The following is a 24,315-nucleotide window of genomic DNA, read 5'->3' as shown; positions in this document are numbered from 1 at the left end:
GCTTCATATCGGGGTGCGGGGGAGGGGCTGGGTGCCTCGATCGTTGGGTGCGTCGGTGCGGTTTGTTGGTGGGGTGGGGCTTGCGCCCCAATGTGGCGTTGGGTGCGTCAGATGCACCGAATGCCGCATTGGGTGCGTGGGATGCACCCAATGCGGCATTGGGGCGCGTTCTGGCGGGTGGTGGGCGGTCCGTGAAGGGGCCCCTTGAGGGAATCTAAGTCCGTGAAGGAGCCTCTCACGGCACGGCACGGCACGGCACGGCACGGCACGGCACGGCACGGCACGGCACGGCACGGCACGGCACGGCACGGCACGGCACGGCACGGCACGGCACGGCACGGCACGGCACGGCACGGCACGGCACGGCACGGCACGGCACGGCACGGCACGGCACGGCACGGCACGGCACGGCACGGCACGGCGTGGTGCGGCGTGGTGCGGCGCGCGGAAGGTCGTGAGGGGAACCCTGAGGGAATCAGAGTCCGTCAGGGTGGCCCTCACGAACTCAGGGCCGCCGGGGGAGTTCCCTGGCGGCCCTTCTAAGTTGAGCTGTGGCCGGGGCGGCGCTTTGCGCAGCACCCCGGCCCGCAGCGGTCTAGCGGCCTTGCAGCGACTTCACGTTGTCGCCGAAGGTCCAACCCCTTGAGCCGTCCCAGTTGATTGACCAGTCCATCAGGCCCTTGAGGCCCGGGACGCTTTGGTAGGCCTGCGAAACCGAGCCGGGGTCCATGTAGCCGCCGCCTGCTCCTGGTTGGGCTGGGAGGCCTGGGACCTGTTTGTCGGCCGGGACGCGGATGGTGGTGCCTTGTACGGTCAGGCCCTTGTCCAGGCACTGCGTCTGGACCGTAAATCCTTGCACCGTTCCGGCTTCGTAGCTGTCTCCGGAGCAGCCGTACATGGAACCGTTGTAGTACTGCATGTTCAGCCACCACAGTTGGCCGTTGTCCACGTACTTCTTGATGATCGGCAGGTATGCGCCCCAGATCGAGCCGTAGGTGACCGAGCCGCCGGTGACGTATGCCGTTTCTGGGGCCATGGTCAGGCCGAATCCGGAGGGCATTTGCGACAGTACGCCGTCGATGATGCGTTCCAAGTTCGCCTGCGAGGCGGACAGCGTGTTGATGTCGCCGCTGCTCGACAAGCCCGTTTCGATGTCGATGTCTATTCCGTCGAAGTTGTACTTCTTCAGGATCGGCACGATGGTGCTGACGAACTTGTCGGCGACCGAGCTGGACGACAAATCTATGCCTGCTGCCGCGCCGCCGATGGACATCAGGATGGTGGCGCCGGCGTCTTTGGCCGCGCACATCTCGGCGGGCGTGGAGACCTTGACCGTGGCGTCCATGCCGTCTTCCCATTGCACGGTGCCGTCGGAGAGGATCACCGGGAAAGCGGCGTTGATGACGTTGTAGCCGTGGGCGGCCATGCTCGGGTCGTTGATCGGCACCCAGCCCATGCCGGGGTGGACGCCGTTCGAGGCTCCGTCCCAGTTTTCCCAGTAGCCCTGCAGTACTGAGCCCGACGGTCTCGGCTTGACCGCGCAGGTGTCCGATTGCGGTGCGGCGGTGGCTGAGGCGGGGGCGACTCCTGCTAGCGGCAGTGCGAGCAGGGCCGCGACTGCGGTCCCGAACCAGCGCGATTTCCGTCCGTTCATCACGGGCTCCCGTCCGAATAACGGTGTTGCCGCAACGGTAAGCGGCGGGCGAGGGGGATGCCTACCCCCGATCGTATGGTCTAGACAAATTCGCCCAAGGTGGTCTGGACAACCACAAAAAAGAGACCAGCCGGGCACGAAGCGCCGTGCCCGGCTGGTCTGGGGGAACTAGGGAGAGATTACTGCGTCAGCAGGCCCCGCTGTCGGTCCAGACGGCCCAGGAACCGGGCGCACCCGGCTCAGCGCCGACGGAGTACCACGACGAGGTCCACTTGTGGCTCTTGTACGAGACGACATCGCCCGGACCGTAGAACTTGTTCGAGTCCCATGCCGTCACGCCGCCGCAGCCGCCCGGGTTGCCGCTGCCCACGGTGAGCGTGAAGTCCGCCGTGTGGGTGGCGTTCGCGCCGGTCGCGGTGATCGTGACCTTGCTGGTGCCGTTCGGCGTGCTGGCCGTCGTGGCGATCGTGACGGTCGCGGTGGCGCCGGACTGGACGGTCGCCGGGTTGAACGTCGCGGTCGCGCCCGAGGGCAGGCCGCTCGCGGTCAGCTTCACCGACTGCGCGTTGCCGTTGGTGATCTTGGTGGTCACCGTCGACGTGGCGGACTGTCCAGGCTGGACAGTCGCGGTCGAGGGCGACAGGCTGACCGAGAAGTCGTTGCCCGCGGGCGGGTTGCCGGTGCAGGTGGCCTCACCGGAGACCGCGGCGACCGAAACCGCGTCCCACGCCGCCTTGGTGGCGTTGAACTCGGTGCAGCTGCCCGGGAACAGGTCGACCGCCGCCTGCAGGGTGGCCTTGCGGGCCGCCTTGTGGTTCCAGGACGAGGTCTTGTGCAGCAGGCCGTTGTAGAAGATCTTGCCTGCCTTCTGGATGCCGATGCCGGTGATGCTGCTGTTGTTGCAGGTCGGGCTCGCCGGCTGGCCGTCGGTGGGCGAGGTGCCCTCGGACAGCAGGTAGAACCAGTGGTTCTGCGGGCCCGCCGCCGCGTGCACCTCGGTGTTCGGGATCGACGACGAGTAGCAGTTCGGGTCGCCCTCGCGGCTCGGGTCGTACATGTAGCGGATCGGGCCGTTGCCGACCAGGTTCACGCCCTCGCCGACGGTGAAGTCCGGGGTGTCGACCGGGTTGTTCGCGTAGAACTCGGTCAGCGCGCCGAACACGTCGCCGGTGGACTCGTTGAGGCCGCCGTTCTCGTTGCCCGAGCCCGCGCCGCCCGGCGTGTTCTGGAAGATGCCGTGCCCGAACTCGTGGCCGGCCACGTCCATCGACGTCGCCTGGCGCTGGTTGTCCTGCGAGTGCCCGAAGTGGGTGGACGAGCCGTCCCAGTAGGCGTTGACGTCGTTCAGGCCGACTGAGGCCGGGAAACCGTTGCCGTTGCCGTCGATGCCGCTGCGGCCCAGCCAGTCCTTGAGCATGTTCCACTCGGTCTGCACCGTGTAGAGCACGTCGACGCAGCCGGTTTCGAGGTCGGTGCCCTGCCCGTTGCCCCAGTTGTTGCTGGACTTCGTGAACACCGAGCCGCCCTCGCGGCCGCAGCTGATGCCGGGCCGGGTCGAGTCGCGCATCGAGTACGAGCTGCCGGAGCCGCTCGTGTCGATGCTGACCTGGCCGGCGTAGTAGCTGTTGCCGTTGCCCGCCGCGGCGGGGGCCGCGGCGTTCGAAGCGGACTTGGCCGGGCTTTCGGCCTTCACGTCGTCGCGCTGGTCGAGGACCTTGCCGGTGGCGGCATCGACGAAGACGTGCAGGTTGCTCGGCGCCTTCGCGGTACGGCCCTTGACGACGACCTCGTAGGCCAGTTTCGGCTGTGCGCCGCCGAGAACGACCAGATCAGGCTTGCTCACCGTGCTCACGGTCGGCAGCTGGCCGCGGGCGACCGAAGCCGCGCGCGCCGCGTCGACAGCAGGCGTGGTGCCCACGGTGATCGCCGCGCCGTCCGCGGAGTCGGTGCCGCGCACGCGACCCGTTCCGTCGGCGACGATCACCGCATCCCCGCCGACGACCCGCAGGCCGTCGTAGGTGCGCTCGTAGGAGTTGTAATACAGCCCGGCGTCGCCCAGGGTGGTGCTGACGCGGTGCAGGCTCTCGGCCGAGCTCTTGCGGAGCCCGACCGCGCCTGCGGCGGCGGCCCGGTCTGCGGCCGCGATCGCGGTCGCCTGCGGGTCTGCGGTGGGGTGGGCGGGGGCCGCGGATGCCGGGGTCACCGGCAGCGCGAGCAGGGAAAGGGCGAGACCGGCGACACTTGCGATGCCGGTGGCGAGCCCTCTTCTGGACGTCATCGACAGTCCTTTCGGGGTACACGATGGGGAAAAGCGCAACGCGTTGAGCTGGGCTGATCAGGCCGCGGACACCGTGAGTAAAAAAGCGCTCACGGGGGCGGTCAATGCGCTGAACGGACCAGCGGGACCCCGGGAGCGATCAGGACTATTCCGCTCAGGTGGCCCCGTAGCAGGGAAAACGCCGATTCGGGACGGGCCGGGCGACTTTCGTCGGTAGTTCCCGACAACCGGCCATTGGTAGGAGGACCGGAACCCGCTGGTGGTCCGCTTTCGCGCGTTCAGCCGCGGGCAACCGATCCGTCACGCTCCGGTGCCCACGCGGGCGCCCGCCGCGGCGGATCGGCCCGTAGGCTTGGCTGGTGAGCGAACAGTCTGAGTTTCCCGACGGCCAGTACCCCGAACGCCCGGTGGAGCGGCACAAGGGCCCGGTGGTGCTCCGGCGCGATCGGCGCGATCAGGGCAGCACCACCGATCAGCGGCTGCTCGATTCGCGGGGGCCGAGCGACTGGGTGCACACCGACCCATGGCGCGTGCTGCGCATCCAGGCCGAGTTCGTCGAAGGGTTCGGTGCGCTGGCCGAGGTTCCGCGCGCGGTGACGGTGTTCGGTTCGGCGCGCACCAAGCGCGAGCACCCGGAATACGAACTGGGCCGCAAGATCGGGGCCGCGCTCGCCGACGCCGGGTTCGCGGTGATGACCGGCGGCGGCCCCGGCGCGATGGAAGCGGTGAACCGCGGCGCGAACGAGGCGGGCGGGTTCTCCGTCGGGCTCGGCATCGAGCTGCCGTTCGAGCAGGGCCTGAACCCGTGGGTCGACCTCGGCGTGAACTTCCGCTATTTCTTCGCGCGCAAGACCATGTTCGTCAAGTATTCGCAGGCGTTCATCTGCCTTCCCGGCGGATTCGGCACGCTCGACGAACTGTTCGAGGCGCTCACGCTGGTCCAGACCAAGAAGGTCACGAAGTTCCCGGTGGTGCTCTTCGGCACCGAATACTGGGGCGGGCTGTACGACTGGATCGAGAAATCTGTTCTGGGCAGCGGGAAAATCGGCGAGAAGGACCTCGCTCTGCTGCATCTGACCGACGACATCGACGACGCCGTGCGCGTCGTGCAGGAGTCTTATCAGGCTTGGGAGGACACGCACTGATGCGGATCTGTGTGTTCTGCGGTTCGGCGCAGGGCTTTTCACCGGAGTACGCCGAAGCGGCGGCCGGCGTCGGGAAACTGCTGGCACAGCGGGGAATCGGCCTCGTCTACGGCGGCGCGAGCGTCGGCACCATGGGCGTGGTGGCCAACGCCGCGCTCGAGGCGGGCGGCGAAGTGGTCGGCGTGATCCCGGAAGTGCTGTCGGACGTGGAAATCGCGCACGGCGGCCTCACCGAATTGCACGTGGTCGCGGACATGCACCAGCGCAAGGCGAAAATGGCCGCGCTGTCAGACGCTTTCGTCGCGCTTCCCGGCGGCGTCGGCACCCTCGAGGAACTGTTCGAGGTGTGGACGTGGGCGCAGCTCGGCATCCACCGCAAGCCGATCGGATTGCTCGACGTGGCCGGGTATTACTCGCCGCTGGTGGCGTTTGCCGACCAGATGCTGGAGAAAGGTTTCCTGCGGCCGGAAACCCGGGAGCTGATCAGCGTCGCGTCCGATGCGGACAAGCTGGTCGACATCATGACCCGCTCGGTCGGATAACGCGTCAGGACGCTTTTTCGTCGGGCCGTTTGTGATAGGTGTCGACGTATTCCTGTCCGGACAGCTCGAGGATCGCGTACATGATCTCGTCGGTGACCGACCGGCGGATCGCTGAGGACGAGTCCTGGCCCTCGTAGCGCGAGAAGTCCAGCGGTTCGCCGAACCGGACCCGGATTTTGGCGGGCCGCGGGATTTTCGCGCCGTTCGGCTGGATGCCCTCGGTGCCGAACAACGCGACTGGAACCACCTTCGCCCCGGTGGACAGCGCGAGCGCGGCGACGCCGGTGTGCCCGCGGTGCAGCCGTCCGTCCAGCGAGCGGGTGCCCTCCGGGTAGATCGCGAACACGCCGCCGTCGGTGAGGACCTTGCGGCCCGCTTCGAGCGCGGCGAGCCCGGCCTGTGCGTTGCCGCGTTCGACCGGGATGTAGCCGAGCGCGTCGAGCGATTTCGCGATGAACCGGCCCTTGAGCCCCTTGCCGGTGAAGTACTCGGCCTTGCCGAGGAACCGGACCTGCCGCGGCGTGGTGAACGTGATCACACCGGTGTCCAGCGCCGCCCGGTGGTTGGAGGCGAGCAGGACCGGACCGTCCCCGGGGATGTTCTCCACGCCCTCGACCTTGGGCCGGTACAGCGCGCGGACCAGCGGTCCGAGCACGAAACGGACGAGCAGCGTGAGCAAAGGTTCTCCCTCCGGAGGATCGGGCACCGGCTCCAGCATGGCACGATCGCCTCCATGAGCTGGTTTCACCGTCGCACCTGGCAGGAGCCCGGGTGGAGCGCCGCGGACATCCTCGCCGCCAAACGCGGCCGGACCGTGTCGGTCGTGCTGCCGGCGCTGGACGAGGAGGAAACGGTCGCCGCGGTGGTCGCGTCGGTGCGCCCGCTGCTCGGCGGGGTCGTCGACGAGCTGGTGGTCGTCGACTCGGGTTCCACGGACGCGACCGTCGAGGTCGCCGCGGCCGCCGGGGCTCGCGTGGTGCGCCGCGAGGACGTCGTGCCGGAGCTGCCGCCGCGCCCCGGCAAGGGCGAGGTGCTGTGGCGCTCGCTGGCCGCGACGACCGGTGACGTGGTGGTGTTCCTCGACTCCGACCTGGTCGACCCGGACCCAGCGTTCGTGCCCTCGCTGCTCGGTCCGCTGCTCACCGAGGACGGCGTGCACCTGGTCAAAGGCTTCTACCGTCGCCCGCTGCGCCTGGAGAGCACTGGCGGCGGCCGGGTCACCGAGCTGCTGGCGCGACCGGTGTTGTCCGCGCTGCGCCCGGCGCTGGGCGAGCTGGTGCAGCCGCTGGGCGGCGAGTACGCGGGCACGCGCGAGTTCCTGGAGTCGGTGCCGTTCGCCGGCGGGTACGGCGTGGAGATCGGCCTGCTGCTGGACGCCGAGGAGCGCTACGGCCTCGACGGGCTCGCGCAGGTCAACCTCGGCGTGCGGAAGCACCGCAACCGGTCGCTGCTCCAACTCGGCGTGATGGCCCGGCAGATCCTCGGCACGGCGTTGGCCCGCTGCGGAATGCCGAGCGCGGAGGCGGCGCGGTTCACGCAGTTCGTGCAGGTGTCCGGGGAATGGGTGCCGGACGTGACGGAGGTGCCGGTGCTGGACCGGCCCCCGATGCGAGAGGTGCTGGCCGCCCGGCAGCCGTGACATCTGTCCACAGTGGACAGGGTGCACGTGCTTCATCGAGATGTCATCGCCGCGCGCTACGTTCCGGGGCCGATCCGATTCGACTCGCGGGGGCGATGGACGTGTTCAAAGACCTGCTGGATATCGGCACCTTGACCCGGCTGAAACGGCGTAATCTGCTCGCTCGGCAGCCGGACCGCAAGACCGTGCGGGTCTTCGTCGACGACGGCAGCCGGGACGGCTTCCCGGTCGGCTGGGCCGAGCTGGCTCCGCATCCTTATCACCGCCGCCCCGCGTGGCAGGCGGTCTACCGGAGCGTGCCCGGCGACGACTCCAGCTATTGGAGCGGCGGAATTGCCCGCCGGGCCGGGTACCAGCCGATGGATTACGGGGGAAGCGACGAGATCCGCTTGGCGATCGACGAGATCCTCACGCTCGCCCGGTGGGGCGACGTCCTGGCCGCCCGCGAGGTCCGTTCCGGCCGGACCGGGACCTACACCGCCGCGATGCACCCGGTGCAGGCCGAGTGGCTGGCCGGGCTCGACGAGCCGAAGGGGATCACCCACCTCGGCGGCGGACGGGTCCGGCTCACGAATGTCGTCGTCGCGCTCTTCCGGGGTTCGCCGGAATCGCAGCCGCACGTCGACGCCCTTGATCGGCTCCACCTCGATCCGATGGACCCGCCGATCCAGCTCACCCGGGAAGCGTGAGCGCTAGTCGCCCTTCCTCGACGGTGAGGACCTGGTCGAATCCGGCGACGTGCTCCGGCCGGTGCGTCACCAGCACGACGGTTCCCCTCGCCTGCGCGAGAACTCGCGCCAGGACTTCGTCGCCGTGTGCGGGATCGAGGCCTTCCACCGGTTCGTCGAGGACCAGGACGGGCGGTGCGGCGAGGACGGCGCGGGCGAGGATCAGCCGTTGGCGTTGACCGCCGGAGAGAGCGTCCCCGTCTTGGCCGGTGTCTCGGTCCAGCGGGAGGTCGAAGCCCGCGGTTTCGCAGGCGGCGCGCAGGTCGTCGTCGGTGGCTTCCGGGTTGGCGAGCAGCAGGTTTTCGCGGACGGTCGTGGCGAAGACATGCGCGTCGGCGAGAGCTCCGGAGATGACGGCGGGATGCGGCCCGGTCACGGGACGGCCGTCGACGGTGATCGTGCCGGACGCAGGGGAGACGAAACCGAGCAGGACGTGCAGCAGGGTCGTTTTTCCGGCTCCGGACGGGCCGAGGATGCCCAGCCGGGTGCCGGGCGGCAGGTCGAGGTCGATGCCTTCGAGCGCGGCGCGGCGGCCGGGATGGTGCACGCCGACGTTGGTCAGCCGGAAATGTCCTGGGCCGGGGCTGGGTTCCGGGGCAGGTGCTGGGGCGGCTAGGACGGCGCGTACTCGGCTCAGCGAAGCCCGGATTTCGGGAGTGCGCTCGACGGCGGTGAGCAGCGGCAGGACCAGTTCGAACAGGGCCATCGTGGTCAGGGTGAGGGCGGCGGTGACCGGGATGCTTGCCGGACTGAGCGATGCGACTGCGGCGGTGGTCGCGAATTGCACGGCTACTCCGGCGGCGGTGGCCAGGGCTAGGCGGCGGCCGGTGCGACGGGAGTCCGCGGCTAGTTCCTGGATCACTTTGGTAACGCGGTCTTTCTCGCGTTGTTCCCAGCCGTGGGCGATCAGTTCGTTGCGGCCGAGGACGAGTTCTACGGTGCGTTCGGCGAGTTCCTGCCGTCTCTCGGGTGTTTTTCCTCTGGGAAACATCAGGAATCCTGTTGCGAGCAGTCCGATGAGGACAACACCGGCGAGCGGAAGGCTTACCAGACCGGCGAAAATAACCACCGCGATACCGACGGTTCCCGCGACGACAGCCGGTAGCGCGAGCCGGAGAATGGCGTCCTGTACGGCGTCCACATCGGACACCAGGCGCGTGACCAGATCCGCGCCGGAGTGTTCGGCGACGCGGCGGGGGAGAAGGGCTTGGTACACCCGGGTCCGCAGGGAACCGAGGTAGCGGAGGACAACGTCGTGTCCGGCAAGGCGTTCGGCGTACCGGAGTCCGCCGCGCGCCAGGGCGAAAACCCGCACGGCGACGATCGCGAGCGTGAGCGCGGCGAGCGGCGGCTGTTCGGCGGCGCGCATGAGCAGCCAGGCCGCGGTGCCGGTCAGTCCGAGCCCGGCGAGTTCGGCGCCGACGGCGAGCAGGGTCGCGCGGACGAGTTTCATACTGTCACCCCGTGGTTGAGTTCGACCGTCCGCGACGCGAGCGCAGCCAGCGCCGGTCGGTGCGCGACCAGGACCGCGGTGCGGCCGGGCAGCAGTTCCCTCGCTCCTGCCAGCACGGTTGCTTCGGTGCGCGCGTCGAGGCGGGCGGTGGGTTCGTCCAGCAGGACCAGTCCGGCTTCGGTCCGGGACAAGGCGCGGGCCAGGCCGACGCGTTGACGTTGCCCGGCGGACAGTCCAGCGCCCAGTTCGCCGATCTGTGTCGCGTAGCCGTCGGGAAGGTCGGTGACGATGTCGTCGACCCGGCGTCCGCCGGTGTTTTCCTTGAGGGTGCCGCGAAACAGCGTCGGACGTTGCGGCAGCCACGCGGTGTCGCTCAGCCAGGACGAATGGTCGAGGGTTCGCAGGTCGACGCCGTCGATCAGGACCCGGCCGGAGGTCGGCTGCACGAAACCCAGCAGTACCGCGAGCAGGGTGGACTTGCCGGAACCACTCGGTCCGACCAAGGCGAGGTGCTCGCCGGGGTGAATTGTCAGGTCCACTTCGGACAGCGCCCGGGTTTCGCCGTAATGCACGCAGACGTGGTCGAACACCACTTCCGGCGGGCCGAGGCGACGGGTCTGCGTGCCGGATCGGCGGATTGCGTTTGGTGCGGCAAGGATCTCTTTCAACGCCGTGAGTCCTTCGGTGGCAGCGTGGAACTTCGCTCCGGCTGCGCGCAGTGGCAAGTACGCCTCAGGGGCGAGAACCAGGATCAGCATCGCGGTGTGCGCGGTCATCGAGCCGGACAACAGCCGGAATCCGATCGGTACCGCGACGAGCGCGATCGAGAGGGTGGCGACCAGTTCCAGCACCAGCGCGGAAAGGAAGGCGACTTTCAACGTCCGGATGGTGGCGTCGGCGTGCGCATCGGCCATCTCGCGCACGATGCGGGTCTGGGCTTGCGCACGGCCGAACAACTTGAGCGTCGGCAAACCGCGGACGACGTCGAGGAAGTGCCCGCCCAGCCTGGTGAGGAGTGTCCACTGTGTACGCGCCTTCGTGTGCGCACCGATTAGCGCCCCGAAGATCGGGATCAGCGGAACGGTGGCGGTCACGATCAATGCGGAGGTCAGATCAGCGGTGAAAAGCCTTGCCAGTACGGCGATCGGAACCAGCACTGACAGGACCATCGCGGGCAGGTATCCGGCGAGATAGGTCGCGGTGGCATCGACGCCTTTGGTGATTCGGGTGGCCGTCGCGCCGGGGTTGCCGGTCGCGTCGAGCAACCGGCGACGCATGCCTGCTTGTGCCGAAGCCGTAAAGCGGCTGGTGAGCAGGCCCTGTCCGACGGCGAGCAGAATCCGCGCCCCGACGGCGACGAACAGGGCAATCGAAATGCCGCCGCCGGTGAGCAGGGTCGCCAGCCCGTCCGCCCGGACGAGCACGGTGACAGCGGTGACGACGCTCAGCACGGCGAGCGCCGCGAGGTAGCCGCGGAGACCAGGTAGCGCGGGCATGGCGAGACTCCTTCAGAAGTGCAGCAACGATTTCTCGTCGACCGGACGCCGATGCGCTCGCCAGGTCAGCCACTGCACGACGACCAGCACAAGAAGCGCGGGTGCGGCGAACCAGCCGATCACCGCGGCCATGTCCGGCGTGGTGGCAGCCTGACCGACGGTCAAGTGGTAGCCCGTCGTGGACGACAGGACGACTGGGAACCGCAGCACACCGACCAGCAATGCAGGGCAAGCGCTCAGCAGCATTGCGGCGGGCAGGGCCAACCGTGGCCGATTGAGTCCGAAAAGGATGGTCAAGTAAGCAGCGAAGGCGATTGCCACCACGACCAAGGCGGCCAAGGAACCGCCGGAGAAAGCTCCCCAAACCGTTGCTGCCACCAGGAAGACTCCGACCGGAGCCAGAAATGATCGAGTAAGCCGTCGAACCCGCCCGGCGATCTCCACCGGACCGCGCACCGCGAGAAAAACTAGTCCCTGCAAGCAGAACAGCGCGACGAACCCGAGTCCCCACAGTGCCGCATACGGATTGAAGAGCGCCAGAACGTCGTCGACCGGACGGCCTTGCGCGTCGAGTGGAAGCCCGCGCACGAGGTTGCCGAGGAACAACCCCCACGAGACCGCCGTGACCAGCGCACCCGCGGCAATGGCGAACGTCCACCCGCGCCGGTTGCCCTCCGGATGCCGACTGCGCAGCTGCACTGCCGCGGTGAACGTGACCAATCCCAGCAGCAACAACACCACCAGCACGTAAGCCCCGGCGAACACCCGTCCCTCCAGATGCGGGAACGCGCCGAACAGCACGCCGACCGCCGCGACCAGCCACACCTCGTTGGCCAGGAAGAACGGTCCCACGGCGCCAAGCACGCGCCGCTGTCCAGCCTCGTCGCCGGATCGGGAGAGCGCGGGCAGCAGCATCCCGACGCCGTAGTCGTAGCCAGCCAGCGCGAAGTAGCCGCCCAGCAGCAAACCGAGCACACCCCACCAGATCGTCACCACGGGTCACACTCCACTCAGGACAGGAAGCTCGGGTTCCACCGCCGCGACAGCCGGACCGCGTTTGGCGATCCGCGCCAGCAGCACCCAGTCGGCGATGGCCAGCACGACGAACAACAACGTGAAAGCGATGAAGGAGAACAGAATCTGCCCGCCGCTGACGTCGGCGACCGCGTCCGCGGTGCGCAGCTTGCCCCACACCAGCCACGGCTGACGGCCGATTTCGCGGACCAGCCAGCCCAGGATCGCGGCGACGAACGGCACCGCGATCCCCGGCACCATCAGGAAGAGCACCGGCCGCGCCCGCAGCAGCCGGTCACGGAACAACAGCAGCGTGCCGATCAGCGCAGCGAAGAATGCGAAGAAGCCGACATTGATCATCATCCCGAGCGGCAGCCCGACGGCCACCGAGCCCTTGAACTTGTCCGGCTGATACCCGGCGACCTCCGCGAACTGCGCGAACCCGGCCTGCACCACCAGCACGCTCCCGATCAGCGACGTCACGACGCCCATCCGCAGCGACCGGCGGAAGAAGTCGATCTCGCTGGTGCGCTTGAGAAAGTGGTACGCGCTGACCCCGGTCACGAAGAACCCGCCAGTCAGCAGCGCGGCCCCGATGACGTGCGGAAGCGACGCGACCAGCGCCGGGTTGGCGAACAACGCGCCGAAGTCGTCCAGGCGCAGCACGCCGTTCTCCATCCGCGAGCCCACCGGGTTCTGCAGGAAGGAGTTGGCGACCATGATGAACAGCGCCGAGGCGTACGCGGTCAGCGTGACCAGCCACAGCACCGCCAGATGCAGCCACTTGTTCATCCGGCCGCGGCCGAAGATCCACAATCCGAGGAACGTCGATTCCAGGAAGAACGCCACCAGCGTCTCGATCGCGAGCGGCGCGCCGAAAACGTCCCCGGCGAACGCGGACAGTCCGGTCCAGGCCATCCCGAACTGGAATTCCATCACGATTCCGGTGACGATTCCGAGTGCGTAGTTGACCACGTACAGACGGCCCCAGAACGCGGTCATCCGGTGCGGCTGGTCGTCGTCGCGGATCGTCGCGCGCGTCTGCATGATCGCCACCATGGTCACCAAACCCAAGGTGAGCAGCACGAACAGGAAGTGAAGCGAGGTGGTAGTCGCGAACTGGAGTCTCGCGATCGGCAGTGGGTCCATGCCGACGGAGCCTATACGTAGACTGGCTACCTGTAGCGGGCAAATCTATGAGATCGGGGTGATCTCAGGGTTTTTCCCGGACGGCCGCTCGGGCGGCGGAGATTAGCCTGCCAGGGACAAGATGAGTAGACTGCCGACCTATGAAAGCGGACACGTTGCGCGGACACCTCGACGCGTTGCTGCTCGCCGTCCTCGACGGCCGCAAGCTGCACGGTTACGCGATCATCGAGGCGCTGTCGCTGCGCAGCGACGGAGCGCTCGACCTGCCCACCGGCACGGTGTACCCGGCATTGCGCCGGCTCGAGCGCGCCGGCTGGCTGGCGAGCGAATGGGACGTGGTGTCCGGCCGCAAGCGGCGCACCTACCGGCTCACTCGCGCCGGGCAGCAGGCACTGGCCGCGGAACGGTCGCAGTGGCGGGAGTTCACCACGGTGATCGGCGGGGTGCTGGAACCATGACCACGACAAGCCGGGCCGCGACCAGCCCGATCGACGGCTACCTGGCCGAGTTGGACCGGGTGCTGGTCGGCCGCCGCGGCACGAAGGCGGACCTGCTCGCCGAAGCCCGCGACGGCCTGCGGGACGCGGCCGAGGCGTACCGCGAGGGCGGCTGGAGCGAGACGGAAGCGCAGCGTCGTGCGGTAGCGGATTTCGGCCACGTACGCGAGGTTGCCGGTGACTACCAAGCGGAACTGAGCGTGCACAACGGCGTGCGGACGTTGTGGCTGCTGGTCCTCGGCGTGCCCGCGATGCAGGCGTCGTGGGAGCTGGCGCGCATCTTCACCTACGGTTCCTGGTCGCGGCTGACCACCCCGAACCCCGGCTGGTACCCGTACGTCACGCAACTCACCCACGCCGCGCTCTACGCCGTGCCCGTGCTGGGCCTTCTCGCCCTGCTGAGCACGAGGTTGCTGAGCCGCCGGTTCGGCGGGGCGCGCACGGCCAGCGTCTGCCGGGTGCTGGCCGCGATCGCGGTGGGCCTCAACCTGTTCTCGATCCTGCTGCTGATCGGAGCGACCAGCGTGGTCGACGCCGCACGCCTGTTCCTCAGCGGTCCGTGCGGCTTGCTGATGGTCTCGTGGGTGGTCCTGTCGTTCCGACTTGTCGTGCTAGCGCGACGTTCCTGGGGACGGTGTGCCACGATCGTCGCGTGACGACCGCGCTGATCTACCTCGTAGTCATGCTGCTGGTGGCCGCCGTGGTGTTCCTCCTGGCCGCTGTGGTGTTCGGCCGGGGCGAGGAACTGGCGCCGCTGCCGCCCGGCAGCTCGCCCACGCGCCTGCCCGCCGAGGACATCACCGGCGAGGACGTCCGGCAAGTGCGCTTCCAGCTCGTGTTCCGCGGGTACAAGATGTCCGAAGTGGACTGGGTGCTGCGCCGGACCGGCGTTGAACTGGACGAACTGCGCGAACGGGTCGCCCGTCTCGAAGCCGCGCAGCAACCGCGCGAAGCGGCGCACCGGAGGCCGGCAGGTGAGTGACCTGGTGCTGTCGGTAGACGTCGCGGCACCGGCTGGCACGACCTGGCTAGCGCTCACCGACTGGGCCCGCCAAGGCGAGTGGATGCTGGGCACGCAGGTGCGGGTCGTCGAAGGCAACGGCCGCAGCGTCGGCTCGAAGCTGTCGGCCTTCACCGGCTTCGGCGGCATCGGTTTCACCGACACCATGGAAATCACCACCTGGGAACCGCCCCTGCGCTGCACCGTGCGCCACCTGGGCAGCCTCGTGCAGGGAACCGGCGTCTTCCAGGTCTTGTCCAAGGGCGCCAGCAACTGCACCTTCGTGTGGGCCGAACACCTCAAACTGCCGTTCGGCCTGCTAGGCCGCGCAGGCTGGCCCCTGGCGCGCCCAGCGTTCGCGCTCGGCGTGCGCCATTCGCTGCGCCAGTTCGCGAGGTTCGCGGAGAACTATTCAATGGGGGAACAATGACGGAACTGTTGGGCGAAGACGGCATCGCCCGCTGCAGCTGGGGCAACTCAGCCCCCGACTACGCGACGTACCACGACGAGGAATGGGGCGTCCCGCTCCACGGCGAGGCCGAGCTGTACGAACGCCTGTGCCTAGAGTCGTTCCAGTCCGGACTGTCCTGGATCACCATCCTGCGCAAGCGCGAAAACTTCCGAAAAGCCTTCCGGGGTTTCGTGCCGGAGAAGGTCGCGCGCTTTGGCGAGAAGGACGTCGAACGCCTGATGCAGGACGCCGGAATCGTCCGCAACCGCGCGAAAATCGAGGCCGCGGTGAAGAACGCCCGCGCTATAGCAGACCTGGACATCCCGCTGGACAAGCTGCTGTGGTCCTTCGCCCCAACGAAGCACCGCCGCCCCCGCACCATGGCTGACGTACCCGCGATCACCGACGAGTCGAAGGCAATGGCCAAGGACCTGAAGAAACGCGGCTTCGCCTTCCTGGGCCCCACCACCTGCTACGCCCTGATGCAAGCCACCGGCATGGTCGACGACCACGTAAAGGGCTGCTTCCGCGCAGCCTGACGAGGTACGTGTACGTGAGGGCCACCCTGAGGGAACCAGATTCCCTCAGGGTGGCCCTCATGTCCCTAAAACCGCCGCCGATGCACCCAACAATCGGTGCACCCAGCCCCTCCCCCGCACCCCGATATGAAGCACCCCAGACCGTCAGCACAATCAAGCTTCGGGGTGCCCCACCGCACCTCTCTTTTCCGCGGCGAAGCCCGCGGTGCTACTTCCCCTGAAAGTTAGGCTTCCTCTTCCCCACAAAGGCTTCAACCGCCTCAGCATGATCAGCGGTGGAGCCGAGAGCAGTCTGCGCAGCATCCTCAGCCTCCAACGCCTCCTCCAACGAAGACTCCGCCGCCACCCCCAACACGCTCTTGATCTTCGCGTAAGCCACAGTCGGCCCCCCGGCCAACTTCGCCGCCACCTTCTGTGCCCGAGCCGCGAGCTCCTCGTCCGGCACAACCTCCCCCACCAGCCCGATCCGCAGAGCCTCAGCCGAGTCCACAGTCCGAGCCATCAACATCAACTCAGCAGCCCGCCCGTACCCAATGAGCCGCTGCAACGTCCAAGACGCCCCCGAATCCGGCCCCAACCCGACATTCGCGAACGCCATCAAGAACGACGACGACTCAGCCGCGATCCGCAGATCACTCGCATACGCGAAGGCCGCCCCAGCCCCAGCCGCGGTCCCATTCACCGCCGCGATGACCGGCTTCGGCATCCCGGTGATGGCCTTGACGATCGGGTTGTAGTGGTCGCTGACCGTGTGCAGCGGGGCCGGGTCGTTCGCCTGCAGCAGGCCGACGTGCTCCTTGAGGTCCTGGCCGGCGCAGAACGCCTTGCCGGTCCCGGTGAGCACGACCGCGCGGACGTCCGGGTCCTCGGCGGCCGCGCGCAGCTCGGCGATCAGGCGCTCCTTGAGCTCGACGGTCAGCGAGTTGTACGCCTCCGGCCGGTTCAGGGTCAGGGTGCGCACGCCGTCGGCGTCGGCGGTCAACAGGACGTCGGATGTGGTCACGAAATGCTCCTCTGAAGCGGCGGCTCGGGTTCTCGGGACTGAGTCTCGCACCCTCGGCGGGCGGCATACCAGCACCGATGCGGCGGCAAATGATCGGTCCGCGTTCGCGCCCGGGCGCTGATGAGGGACAATGGGGGACGAGACCCGGCTGGCATGGGAGTGCGCGACCCGGGCGCGCCGGTTGAGACGGAGGGAGCACGCTATGGCGGCCATGAAGCCCCGGACCGGAGATGGTCCCCTCGAAGTGACCAAGGAGGGGCGGGGCCTCGTCATGCGGGTGCCACTGGAGGGTGGCGGCCGGCTGGTCGTCGAGCTCTCCGCGGAGGAAGCGAAGGACCTCGGCGCTGCGCTGCAGGAGGTCACTGGCTGACCTGCGCTCTCCCCGCTCTGTCCACTGTGCACCCCGGTCTCCTCTTGGAGGCCGGGGTCGGTTCGTCTGCGCCCTAAGGTTGCTCGCTGTGCGTAACTCGCTACCACCCGTTCCCACGAAGCTGCCCGAAATCGAGGTCGTCGCCGCGACGCGCCGCGGAGTACCGCGAGCAGTGCTGGTCGCGTCGGCCGAGGCGGAGGAAGGCGCAGCGTACGGGTCGAGCGGACGCACCGCCGAAGTGCGCGACGTGCCCGAAGACGGCGACGGTCCGCGCTGGGTCGCCGGTATCGGCGAAGGCGCGCCGAAGGACTTTCGCCGGACCGGTGCCGCGTTGGCGCGCGCGATGCGCGAAGCGGCCGAGAACCGTCCCATCCGGACAGTCCAGGTCGTACTGCCCGAAGACGCGACAGCGGAGCACGCCGCCGAATTCGCGGTTGGACTGTCGCTGGGCGGCTACCGGTTCGTGGTCACCACGACAGAGCCGAAGCCTCCCGTGCCCGCCGTACGCCTCGTTGTCGCGCACGAGCACGCTGTGCCCGCGTACGCGGCGGCAGTCGCGCGCGTACGCGTTCTCGCGGCGGCCGCTGCCTTTACGCGTGATCTCGCAAACACGCCGTCGAACATCAAGAACCCGGCGTGGCTGGCGAACACCGCGGCGAAGGTGCTGGGCGGCACTGTTGACGTGACTGTGCGAGACGAGAAGTGGCTCGCCGACAAGGGGTTCGGCGGAGTTCTGGCCGTCGGCGGCGGTTCGGTTTCGCCGCCGCGCCTGATCGAAATGACGCACCGTCCGCGCGGCGCGACGAAGCACCTGCTGTTCGTCGGCAAGGGGATCACCTTCGACACCGGCGGCATTTCGCTGAAACCGGCCGACGGCATGCACCTGATGCGCACCGACATGGCGGGCGGCGCGGCAGTGATCGCCGCGATGCGCGCGATCGCCGAGCTGAAGCTGCCGGTGCGCGTCACCGCGCTGGTGCCCGCGGCGGAAAATCACGTCTCCGGCGGCTCGTACCGGCCGGGCGACATCGTGCGGCACTACGGCGGCCAGACCACCGAGGTCGGCAACACCGACGCCGAGGGCCGGATGGTGATGGCCGACGCGCTCGCCTACGGGATCGCCCAGTTCAAACCCGACCTCATCGTCGACGCGGCCACGCTGACCGGCGCGATGAAAGTGTCGCTGGGCGTGCGCACCGGCGGTTTCTTCTCCACCGACGACGACCTCGCCGCGCGAGTGGTCGAGGCCGGTGCCCGCGCTGGTGAGGCGTGGTGGCGGATGCCGCTGGTCGAGGACTACGCGACCGGAATCGAAGGCGAGCTAGGCGACGTCCGGCAGGCCCCCGGCGGCCCCGGCGGAATCATGGCGGCGCTGTTCCTGCGCGAGTTCACGGCGGGGCTGCCGTGGGCGCACCTGGACATCGCGGGCCCGGCGCGCGCGGACAAGCCGTACGACGACGTGGTGCCTGGCGCGTCGGGGTTCGCTGCCCGGACGTTGGTGGAGTTCGCGGCTTCCTACGAGAGCTGATCGGGAGCTGCGGATCGGCTCCTCGGCCGGGCTGACGGTTCTGCCGCGGCAGTGCGAGGCTAGTTCTTCCCCGCCAGCTCTTCCTCCCGGCGAGTAAGAACGATCGGCTCCCCGTCCGTGATCGCCACCGTGTGCTCCGAATGCGCGGTGCGCGAGCCATCGGCGGAACGGATGGTCCAGCCGTCCGGGTCGTAGACGATCTTGTCCGTCGTGCGCGCCAGCCACGGTTCCAGCGCGAGCGTCAGGCCCGGGCGGAGTTTCATGCCCCGGCCTGCCTTGCCGCGGTTGGACACGTGCGGCTCGCCGTGCATGGTGCGGCCGATGCCGTGCCCGCCGAACTCGGTGTTGACCGGGTAGCCGTAGCCGGTCGCGACCTCCTCGATCGCGGCCGAGACGTCGCCGAGCCGGTTGCCCGCGCGTGCCGCCTTGATCGCGGCTTCGAGCGCTTCTTCGGTGGCCCGGATGATCCGCTGGTCCTCCTCGGCGGGTGTGCCGACGATGACCGTGCGCGCCGAGTCCGCGGCCCAGCCGTCGATGGTGACCGCGATGTCCGCGGTGAGCACGTCGCCGTCGCGGAGGGTGTAGTCGTGCGGCAGGCCGTGCAGGACGGCGTCGTTGACCGAGAGGCAGATGACGTTGCGGAACGGGCCTTCGCCGAACGACGGCGCGTAGTCCCAGTAGCACGAGACGGCCCCGCGCCGCTTGATCATGCCGCGCACGTGGTGCTCCAGGTCCAGCAGGTTCACGCCGACGTCGGCGAGCTTGCCGACCTCGGTCAGCACCTCGGCGATGAACCGCCCGGTCACGTGCATGCGGTCGATCTCCGCAGGCGTCTTCAGCTCGATCACGACTACCTCGCGTCCTCAGGTTCCGGTATTTCTATACCGGAAACGGTAGCACGGTGCCGGGATACAAATACCAGCCTGGCCGTTAGTCCGTCATGCCGAGCACGTGGTCCCGGAACGCTTGAACGGCGGGCGAAAGCGGCTCCCCGGCACGCCAGGCGAGCCCGATCGTCCGGTGGACCGGCGGATGCAGCGGCACCTCCGCGACGCCGGCCGGGGAGCCGGGCTCGAAGCGCGGCAGAAGCGCGACGCCGAGGCCGGCGCCGACGAGTCCGCGGACGGTGTCGGATTCCTGGCCCTCGAACGCGACCTTCGGCGTGAAACCGGCGGCGGCGCAGAGGTCGTCGGTGATCCTGCGCAGGCCGTAGCCGGGTTCGAGGAGCACGAACGGCTCGTCGGCCAGCTCCGCCACGCGCACGCTGCGTCGTCCGGCCAGTCGATGTCCGGCGGGAACCGAGAGGTGGATCGGCTGCCGGTCGAGGACGACCGTCTCCAGTCGCTCGTCCTCGACGACCGGGGCGAGCAGGGCGAGGTCGAGTTCCCCGGACACGAGCCGGTTGACCATGTCCTGCAATGAACCCTGGACGAGGGAGAACCGGGCGGTCGGGGCCTGTTCGCGATACGCGCGAAGCAATCCCGGCACCAGCGACCGGCCGAGCAGGTGCAGAAATCCGAGCACGACGCGGCCGCTCGCCGGTTCGATCTCCTCGCGGGCGAGGCGGACCCCGGCGTCGACCACGGGCAGCGCGCGTTCCGCAGCGTCGGCGAGGAGTTCGGCGGCACGGGTGAGCCGGACGCCTCGGCCGTCGGGCACGGTCAGCGGTGCGCCGAGGGCGTGTCCCAGCGCGGCTAGCCGCCTGCTGACTGTGGGTTGCGGCACTCCGAGGACCTCGGCCGTGCGGGTGACGTTTCCAGTGCTCCGCAGCGTGGCCAGCAGAGACAGGTGCGGGACAAGCTGCGCGGTGAGGCTCTCATTCGGCACGGTATGAATGATGGCAGATTAACGTATTAGACGTATTGATTAGCCAAGCTTACTTTCAAGGTCATGCTCTCCTCCGCCCGCCGGGTCAAGGTCGCGGTCGCCGCCGCGGGCTTCACGTCGTTCGCCCTGCTCTACGCGCCGCAAGCGGTCCTGCCGCAGCTGGCCGGGCAATACCACCTCGATCCCGGCGGCGCGGCGCTCGCGGTGAGCGTGGCGACCGGTGCGCTGGCGATTTCCGTGCTGCCCATCGCCGCGTTGTCCGAGGTGGTCGGGCGGCGGCCGGTGATCATCGCGTCCGTCGTGATTTCGTCGGTGCTCGGGCTCTTGCTGCCGCTGGTGCCGGACTACTCGCTGCTGCTCGTGCTGCGCGCGGTGCAGGGCGTCGCGATCGCCGGATTCCCCGGCGTGGCCACGGCTTATCTCGTGGAACGACTCGGGAAGACCGGCGTCGCGGCCGCGGTCGGGGCGATGATCGCGGGCAACACCATCGGCGGCATGACCGGACGGCTGGCCACCGGGTTCACCGCCGGTCCGTTCGGCTGGCGCGGCGCGCTGTACGTGGTGGCCGGGATTTCGCTGGTCTGCGCGGTCGTGACGGTGGTGATGCTGCCGCCTTCGCCGGTCAAGACGGGGGAGCGGCAAGGCCTGCGCGACATCGGCGTCGGCCTGCTTACCGCGGTGCGGCGGCCGGTTTTGCTCGCGCAGTACGCGGTCGCACTGCTGGCCATGGGGTCGTTCGTCGCGCTGTACAACGCGGCCGGGTTCCGGCTGACCGGCGAACCGCTGAACCTGTCGCCGGCGATCGCGTCGCTGGTGTTCGTGTCGTACGCGTTGGGTTCGGTTTCATCGGCCACGGCTAACCGGCTGTCCGCGCGGATCGGGCGTCGGCAGGCGCTGGTCGGGGTGCTGCTGCTGACCGCGGTCGGCGCGTTGCTGACGATTCCGGATTCGCTGCCGTTGATCGTCGTCGGTTTTCTCGTGTTGACGGCAGCGTTTTTCGCCGCGCATTCGATCGCGAACAGTTGGGCCGCGGCCGAGGCCCCGGAGAACGCGCGTGGCCAGGTCGGCGGGCTGTACATGCTCATGTACTACCTGGGCAGCAGCGTCGGCGGCGGGGTCGGCAGCGTCGTCTACGGGAAGGCCGGGTGGAACTGGCTGATCGTGGCCGTCGTGGTGTGGCTGGGGCTGGCCGTGGCTGCGGTGCAGGTGGGCACGCGGGTGCGGCGACAGGAGCGGGTGCTGGTGGGGTCGTGAGTGGCAATCGCGGTTCTAACCGTGATTGCCACTCACGAGCACGCCGTGGCCACCAGCAGTCCGCCGCCGACTGGCAGCAGTGCCGGGATCAGCCGGTCGTCTTCGCGGACCGCTCGGGCGACCTCGCGCAATGCCATCGTCTCGGGGTCGCGCCGGGCCGGGTCGGTGAGCCGTCCGCCCGCCAGGACCTGGTGGAACACGATCACCCCGCCGCGGCGCAGCAAGGCCACGCCCTGCTCGTAGTAGCCGGGGTACTCGATCCGAGCGGCGTCGACGAACACCAGGTCGTAGCCGCCCGGGGTGAGCCGCGGCAGCACGTCCAGCGCGCGGCCGACGATGAGCCGCATCCGGCCCGGCGGGTAGCCGGCTTCGAGGAAGGTCTTGCGCGCCGCCCGCTGGTACTCCGGTTCGACGTCGATCGAGGTCAGCACGCCGTCGGCGGCCATCCCGCGCAGCAGGTACAGCCCGCTCACGCCGGATCCGGTGCCGACCTCCACGACCGCCCGCGCGGCGACCGTCGCGGCGAGGAAACGCAGCGTCGTGCCTGCTCCGGGGGCCAGCGGGGCGCAACCGAGGTCGACCGCGCGCAGCCGCGCCGCGGCCAGCACGTCGTCGTCGGGCAGGTACCCGTCGACCTGCTCGGCGCCGACCGCCCCGGTCTCGGCCGCCGCCTCTGTCCCCGAACTCACGCGCGAAGGTTAGCGCTGGTTGTCGATAAATCAGCGAAGGCTCCCTGGTAAGCGCCTTCCGGCCCCGGGAAAGCCCGCGAAAACCCTGGAAAGGCCAACTTCTCAGGCTGCTCTCAGACCGGTCTCATGAGTTCCATAAGGAAGCCGGACAGACTGAGTCTCAACCACACGGGAACACCGTGTGCCCGGCCCGCGTTGGCAGAGGTGAAGAGGAGTTGACCCAGATGGAGGTGCCTGCTCCCCTGATGCAGAACGCCGAACTGCCGGAGGCCGCTCCGGTGACCGTGGACGCAGCCGAGGCGGCCTGGACGCCGCCCTCGTGGGACGAGGTCGTGCGCGAACACGCCGACCGCGTGTACCGGCTCGCCTACCGCCTCACCGGCAACACGCACGACGCCGAGGACCTGACCCAGGAGACGTTCATCCGCGTCTTCCGGTCGCTCGCGTCCTACAAGCCCGGCACCTTCGAGGGCTGGCTGCACCGGATCACCACGAACCTGTTCCTCGACATGGCGCGCCGCCGCTCGCGCGTGCGCATGGAGGGACTGCCCGAGGACACCGACCGGATCGTCGGCGACGACCCGAGCCCGGAGCAGCACTACAGCGACACCCACCTGGACCCGGACCTGCAGGAGGCGCTCGACGAGCTGCCCCCGGAGTTCCGGGCCGCGGTCGTGCTGTGCGACGTGGAAGGACTGTCGTACGAGGAGATCGGCGCGACGCTGGGCGTCAAGCTCGGCACCGTGCGCAGCCGCATCCACCGCGGCCGCTCGGCGCTGCGCGCGTCGCTCGAGCGCCGTCGCGCGACCCGGGAGGAATCTGCGAAGGTGTCCGTATGACCGGCTGGCGTTTCGCCGAATCCCACCTCATGCCCGACGCGGTAGTCGCACTGGTCGACGGCGAGCTGACGCCCGTCGCCCACGACCGGGCGCTGGCGCACGTCGCGCGCTGCCCGGACTGCGCGGCCGAGGTGACCTCGCAGCGGCAGGCTGTCGCCGCGGTGAAGGACGCGGGCGCGCCGTCGATGTCGGCGGGTTTCCTGGCCAGTCTCCGGTCGATTCCGGAGCACACTGATTTGCCTGGTGCGCCGGACAATCTCGCGGTCACTGCCGATGGCCAGCTGGTGGCTATCCAGCGGCCGGAGCGGGTGGCCGGGTTGCGGGACGCTGGAGTGCTCGGGGGCGCCGCGCCGTTGGGAACAACCGCGCCGCTCGGGCAGTCGGCGAACGTGCTCGGCGGCGGAAGGTTCGCTTTCAGCCGGAAACGGGCGGCGCAAGGGGCCGGGGTCGTGGTGTCCGGGCTCGTGCTGAGCGCGCTCGCGCTCGTCGGGACTTCGGCTGACAGTGGGGAAGGGTCGACTGGGACTGGGCCGGTTCGGGTGCCTAATGCGAATTTGCTTCCTGCGCAGATGAATGTGCCTCGGTCGGCTGGGGGCGAGGCGGTGTCTCCTGAGCCTGAGCCGGTGCCTGGGGTGGTTCGGGCTGGGGCTGCTGTTGCTGCTCGGTGAGGCGTCGCGTTCGGCTCGTCGCCTGGCGGCGACATTGCCGTGAGTGGTTGCGTGGGGCACCCCGAAGCTGAGTGTGACTACGGCGCGGGGGTGCTTGTCAAGGCGGGAAAGATGCCTTGACAAGCACCCCCGCGCCGTGTTTTTGGCTTCGTATCGGGGTGCGGGGGGTGTGGCTGCCTTGATCGGGTGCATCGGTTGCGGTTCGCGAGGGGGCTGGTTAGCGCCCCAATGCGGCATTGGGTGCGTCGGATGCACCGAACGCCACATTGGGTGCGTCGCGTGCACCGAATGTCACGTTGGGTGCGTCGCATGCACCTAATGCCGCACTGGGGCGCATCGCGGTGGCGGTGGCGGGTTCTTGCACGCGGAGCGTGCGAAGCGGGCGGGGGCAGGCTGTGAAGGGCTCCTTGAGGGAACGGGGGCAGGCTGTGAAGGGCTCCTTGAGGGAACGGGGGGCAGGCTGTGAAGGGCTCCTTGAGGGAATCTGGGGCCGTGAAGGGGCCCCTCGCGGACTGCGGCGGGTCGTGAGGGGAACCCTGAGGGAATCAGATT

Annotated in this window: 25 protein-coding genes; 14 read left to right on the top strand and 11 right to left on the bottom strand. The window is 68.9% G+C overall.

Features of this window, described 5'->3' with window-relative positions:
* Positions 1-595: 595 nt before the first annotated feature.
* Together AB5I40_RS21435 and AB5I40_RS21430 are read right to left on the bottom strand one after the other, a co-directional pair.
* Complete coding sequence (locus AB5I40_RS21435) at positions 596-1,654, bottom strand: chitinase (protein ID WP_370940294.1); 1,059 nt, start codon at positions 1,652-1,654, stop codon at positions 596-598.
* Positions 1,655-1,841: 187 nt separating this feature from the next.
* Positions 1,842-3,932, bottom strand: coding sequence for a M4 family metallopeptidase (locus AB5I40_RS21430; protein WP_370940293.1), 2,091 nt, complete (start codon positions 3,930-3,932; stop codon positions 1,842-1,844).
* 359 nt (positions 3,933-4,291) lie between these two features.
* Here AB5I40_RS21430 and AB5I40_RS21425 point away from each other — a divergent pair, with 359 nt between their 5' ends.
* Positions 4,292-5,077, top strand: coding sequence for a TIGR00730 family Rossman fold protein (locus tag AB5I40_RS21425; protein WP_370940292.1), 786 nt, complete (start codon positions 4,292-4,294; stop codon positions 5,075-5,077).
* Positions 5,077-5,619 (top strand): TIGR00730 family Rossman fold protein, encoded by a 543-nt coding sequence (locus AB5I40_RS21420; RefSeq protein WP_370940291.1) that lies wholly within the window; start codon positions 5,077-5,079, stop codon positions 5,617-5,619. Before AB5I40_RS21425 ends, AB5I40_RS21420 begins: the two co-directional genes overlap by 1 nt.
* A gap of 4 nt (positions 5,620-5,623) precedes the next feature.
* Here AB5I40_RS21420 and AB5I40_RS21415 read toward each other — a convergent pair whose 3' ends face one another.
* Positions 5,624-6,298, bottom strand: coding sequence for a lysophospholipid acyltransferase family protein (locus tag AB5I40_RS21415; protein WP_354751007.1), 675 nt, complete (start codon positions 6,296-6,298; stop codon positions 5,624-5,626).
* Between the two features lie 54 nt (positions 6,299-6,352).
* Here AB5I40_RS21415 and AB5I40_RS21410 point away from each other — a divergent pair, with 54 nt between their 5' ends.
* Positions 6,353-7,258: a glucosyl-3-phosphoglycerate synthase gene (locus AB5I40_RS21410; RefSeq protein ID WP_370940290.1), complete on the top strand. Its 906-nt coding sequence runs from the start codon at positions 6,353-6,355 to the stop codon at positions 7,256-7,258.
* A 95-nt stretch (positions 7,259-7,353) separates the two neighbouring features.
* Positions 7,354-7,947, top strand: coding sequence for a hypothetical protein (locus tag AB5I40_RS21405; protein WP_370940289.1), 594 nt, complete (start codon positions 7,354-7,356; stop codon positions 7,945-7,947).
* On the opposite strand, the gene cydC is transcribed toward AB5I40_RS21405, so the two are convergent.
* The 4 genes from cydC to AB5I40_RS21385 are packed head-to-tail and all read right to left on the bottom strand — an operon-like array spanning position 7,931 to position 13,098.
* Complete coding sequence (gene cydC / locus AB5I40_RS21400) at positions 7,931-9,439, bottom strand: thiol reductant ABC exporter subunit CydC (protein WP_370940288.1); 1,509 nt, start codon at positions 9,437-9,439, stop codon at positions 7,931-7,933. The genes AB5I40_RS21405 and cydC overlap by 17 nt on opposite strands.
* Complete coding sequence (gene cydD / locus AB5I40_RS21395) at positions 9,436-10,935, bottom strand: thiol reductant ABC exporter subunit CydD (RefSeq protein WP_370940287.1); 1,500 nt, start codon at positions 10,933-10,935, stop codon at positions 9,436-9,438. Before cydD ends, cydC begins: the two co-directional genes overlap by 4 nt.
* A gap of 12 nt (positions 10,936-10,947) precedes the next feature.
* Entirely contained in the window at positions 10,948-11,931 is a 984-nt protein-coding gene (locus AB5I40_RS21390) for a cytochrome d ubiquinol oxidase subunit II (RefSeq protein WP_370940286.1), read from the bottom strand.
* A gap of 3 nt (positions 11,932-11,934) precedes the next feature.
* A complete protein-coding gene (locus AB5I40_RS21385) occupies positions 11,935-13,098 on the bottom strand; it encodes a cytochrome ubiquinol oxidase subunit I (RefSeq protein ID WP_370940285.1) in 1,164 nt (387 codons plus the stop codon).
* Between the two features lie 140 nt (positions 13,099-13,238).
* Here AB5I40_RS21385 and AB5I40_RS21380 point away from each other — a divergent pair, with 140 nt between their 5' ends.
* The 5 genes from AB5I40_RS21380 to AB5I40_RS21360 are packed head-to-tail and all read left to right on the top strand — an operon-like array spanning position 13,239 to position 15,585.
* Positions 13,239-13,556, top strand: a complete 318-nt coding sequence (locus tag AB5I40_RS21380) for a helix-turn-helix transcriptional regulator (RefSeq protein WP_344288659.1) — start codon at positions 13,239-13,241, stop codon at positions 13,554-13,556.
* Positions 13,553-14,251 (top strand): permease prefix domain 1-containing protein, encoded by a 699-nt coding sequence (locus AB5I40_RS21375; protein ID WP_370940284.1) that lies wholly within the window; start codon positions 13,553-13,555, stop codon positions 14,249-14,251. The genes AB5I40_RS21380 and AB5I40_RS21375 overlap by 4 nt, the downstream gene beginning before the upstream one ends.
* Positions 14,248-14,577, top strand: coding sequence for a DivIVA domain-containing protein (locus AB5I40_RS21370; protein WP_182894391.1), 330 nt, complete (start codon positions 14,248-14,250; stop codon positions 14,575-14,577). The genes AB5I40_RS21375 and AB5I40_RS21370 overlap by 4 nt, the downstream gene beginning before the upstream one ends.
* On the top strand, positions 14,570-15,025 hold the full coding sequence (locus AB5I40_RS21365; RefSeq protein ID WP_370940283.1) for an SRPBCC family protein: 456 nt from the start codon (positions 14,570-14,572) through the stop codon (positions 15,023-15,025). The genes AB5I40_RS21370 and AB5I40_RS21365 overlap by 8 nt, the downstream gene beginning before the upstream one ends.
* On the top strand, positions 15,022-15,585 hold the full coding sequence (locus AB5I40_RS21360) for a DNA-3-methyladenine glycosylase I (protein WP_370940282.1): 564 nt from the start codon (positions 15,022-15,024) through the stop codon (positions 15,583-15,585). The genes AB5I40_RS21365 and AB5I40_RS21360 overlap by 4 nt, the downstream gene beginning before the upstream one ends.
* A 208-nt stretch (positions 15,586-15,793) precedes the next feature.
* Here AB5I40_RS21360 and AB5I40_RS21355 read toward each other — a convergent pair whose 3' ends face one another.
* Positions 15,794-16,588, bottom strand: a complete 795-nt coding sequence (locus AB5I40_RS21355) for an enoyl-CoA hydratase-related protein (RefSeq protein ID WP_370940281.1) — start codon at positions 16,586-16,588, stop codon at positions 15,794-15,796.
* Positions 16,589-16,790: 202 nt separating this feature from the next.
* On the opposite strand from AB5I40_RS21355, the gene AB5I40_RS21350 reads away from it, so the two are divergent.
* Both AB5I40_RS21350 and AB5I40_RS21345 read left to right on the top strand, forming a co-directional pair.
* The gene (locus tag AB5I40_RS21350) at positions 16,791-16,958 is read left to right on the top strand and encodes a DUF3117 domain-containing protein (protein WP_005155393.1); all 168 of its coding nucleotides are present in this window, start codon (positions 16,791-16,793) and stop codon (positions 16,956-16,958) included.
* Between the two features lie 88 nt (positions 16,959-17,046).
* Positions 17,047-18,486, top strand: coding sequence for a M17 family metallopeptidase (locus AB5I40_RS21345; protein WP_370940280.1), 1,440 nt, complete (start codon positions 17,047-17,049; stop codon positions 18,484-18,486).
* A 59-nt stretch (positions 18,487-18,545) separates the two neighbouring features.
* On the opposite strand, the gene map is transcribed toward AB5I40_RS21345, so the two are convergent.
* Together map and AB5I40_RS21335 are read right to left on the bottom strand one after the other, a co-directional pair.
* Positions 18,546-19,334 carry a type I methionyl aminopeptidase gene (map, locus tag AB5I40_RS21340; RefSeq protein WP_370940279.1) on the bottom strand — a complete coding sequence of 263 codons (789 nt, stop codon included), beginning with the start codon at positions 19,332-19,334 and terminating at the stop codon, positions 18,546-18,548.
* Positions 19,335-19,416: 82 nt separating this feature from the next.
* Positions 19,417-20,313, bottom strand: a complete 897-nt coding sequence (locus tag AB5I40_RS21335) for a LysR family transcriptional regulator (protein ID WP_370940278.1) — start codon at positions 20,311-20,313, stop codon at positions 19,417-19,419.
* A 63-nt stretch (positions 20,314-20,376) separates the two neighbouring features.
* Here AB5I40_RS21335 and AB5I40_RS21330 point away from each other — a divergent pair, with 63 nt between their 5' ends.
* The gene (locus AB5I40_RS21330; RefSeq protein WP_370940277.1) at positions 20,377-21,567 is read left to right on the top strand and encodes an MFS transporter; all 1,191 of its coding nucleotides are present in this window, start codon (positions 20,377-20,379) and stop codon (positions 21,565-21,567) included.
* Positions 21,568-21,599: 32 nt separating this feature from the next.
* Here the strand turns inward: AB5I40_RS21330 and AB5I40_RS21325 are convergent, their stop codons facing one another.
* A complete protein-coding gene (locus AB5I40_RS21325) occupies positions 21,600-22,256 on the bottom strand; it encodes an O-methyltransferase (protein WP_037815919.1) in 657 nt (218 codons plus the stop codon).
* A 224-nt stretch (positions 22,257-22,480) separates the two neighbouring features.
* On the opposite strand from AB5I40_RS21325, the gene sigE reads away from it, so the two are divergent.
* Positions 22,481-23,095 (top strand): RNA polymerase sigma factor SigE, encoded by a 615-nt coding sequence (gene sigE, locus AB5I40_RS21320; RefSeq protein WP_037353366.1) that lies wholly within the window; start codon positions 22,481-22,483, stop codon positions 23,093-23,095.
* The gene (locus AB5I40_RS21315; RefSeq protein WP_370940276.1) at positions 23,092-23,763 is read left to right on the top strand and encodes an anti-sigma factor; all 672 of its coding nucleotides are present in this window, start codon (positions 23,092-23,094) and stop codon (positions 23,761-23,763) included. Before sigE ends, AB5I40_RS21315 begins: the two co-directional genes overlap by 4 nt.
* Positions 23,764-24,315: the final 552 nt, after the last annotated feature.

The sequence above is a fragment of the Amycolatopsis sp. cg13 genome (assembly GCF_041346965.1).
Classification (GTDB): domain Bacteria; phylum Actinomycetota; class Actinomycetes; order Mycobacteriales; family Pseudonocardiaceae; genus Amycolatopsis.
This window is presented reverse-complemented; position numbering and strand designations above follow the sequence as displayed.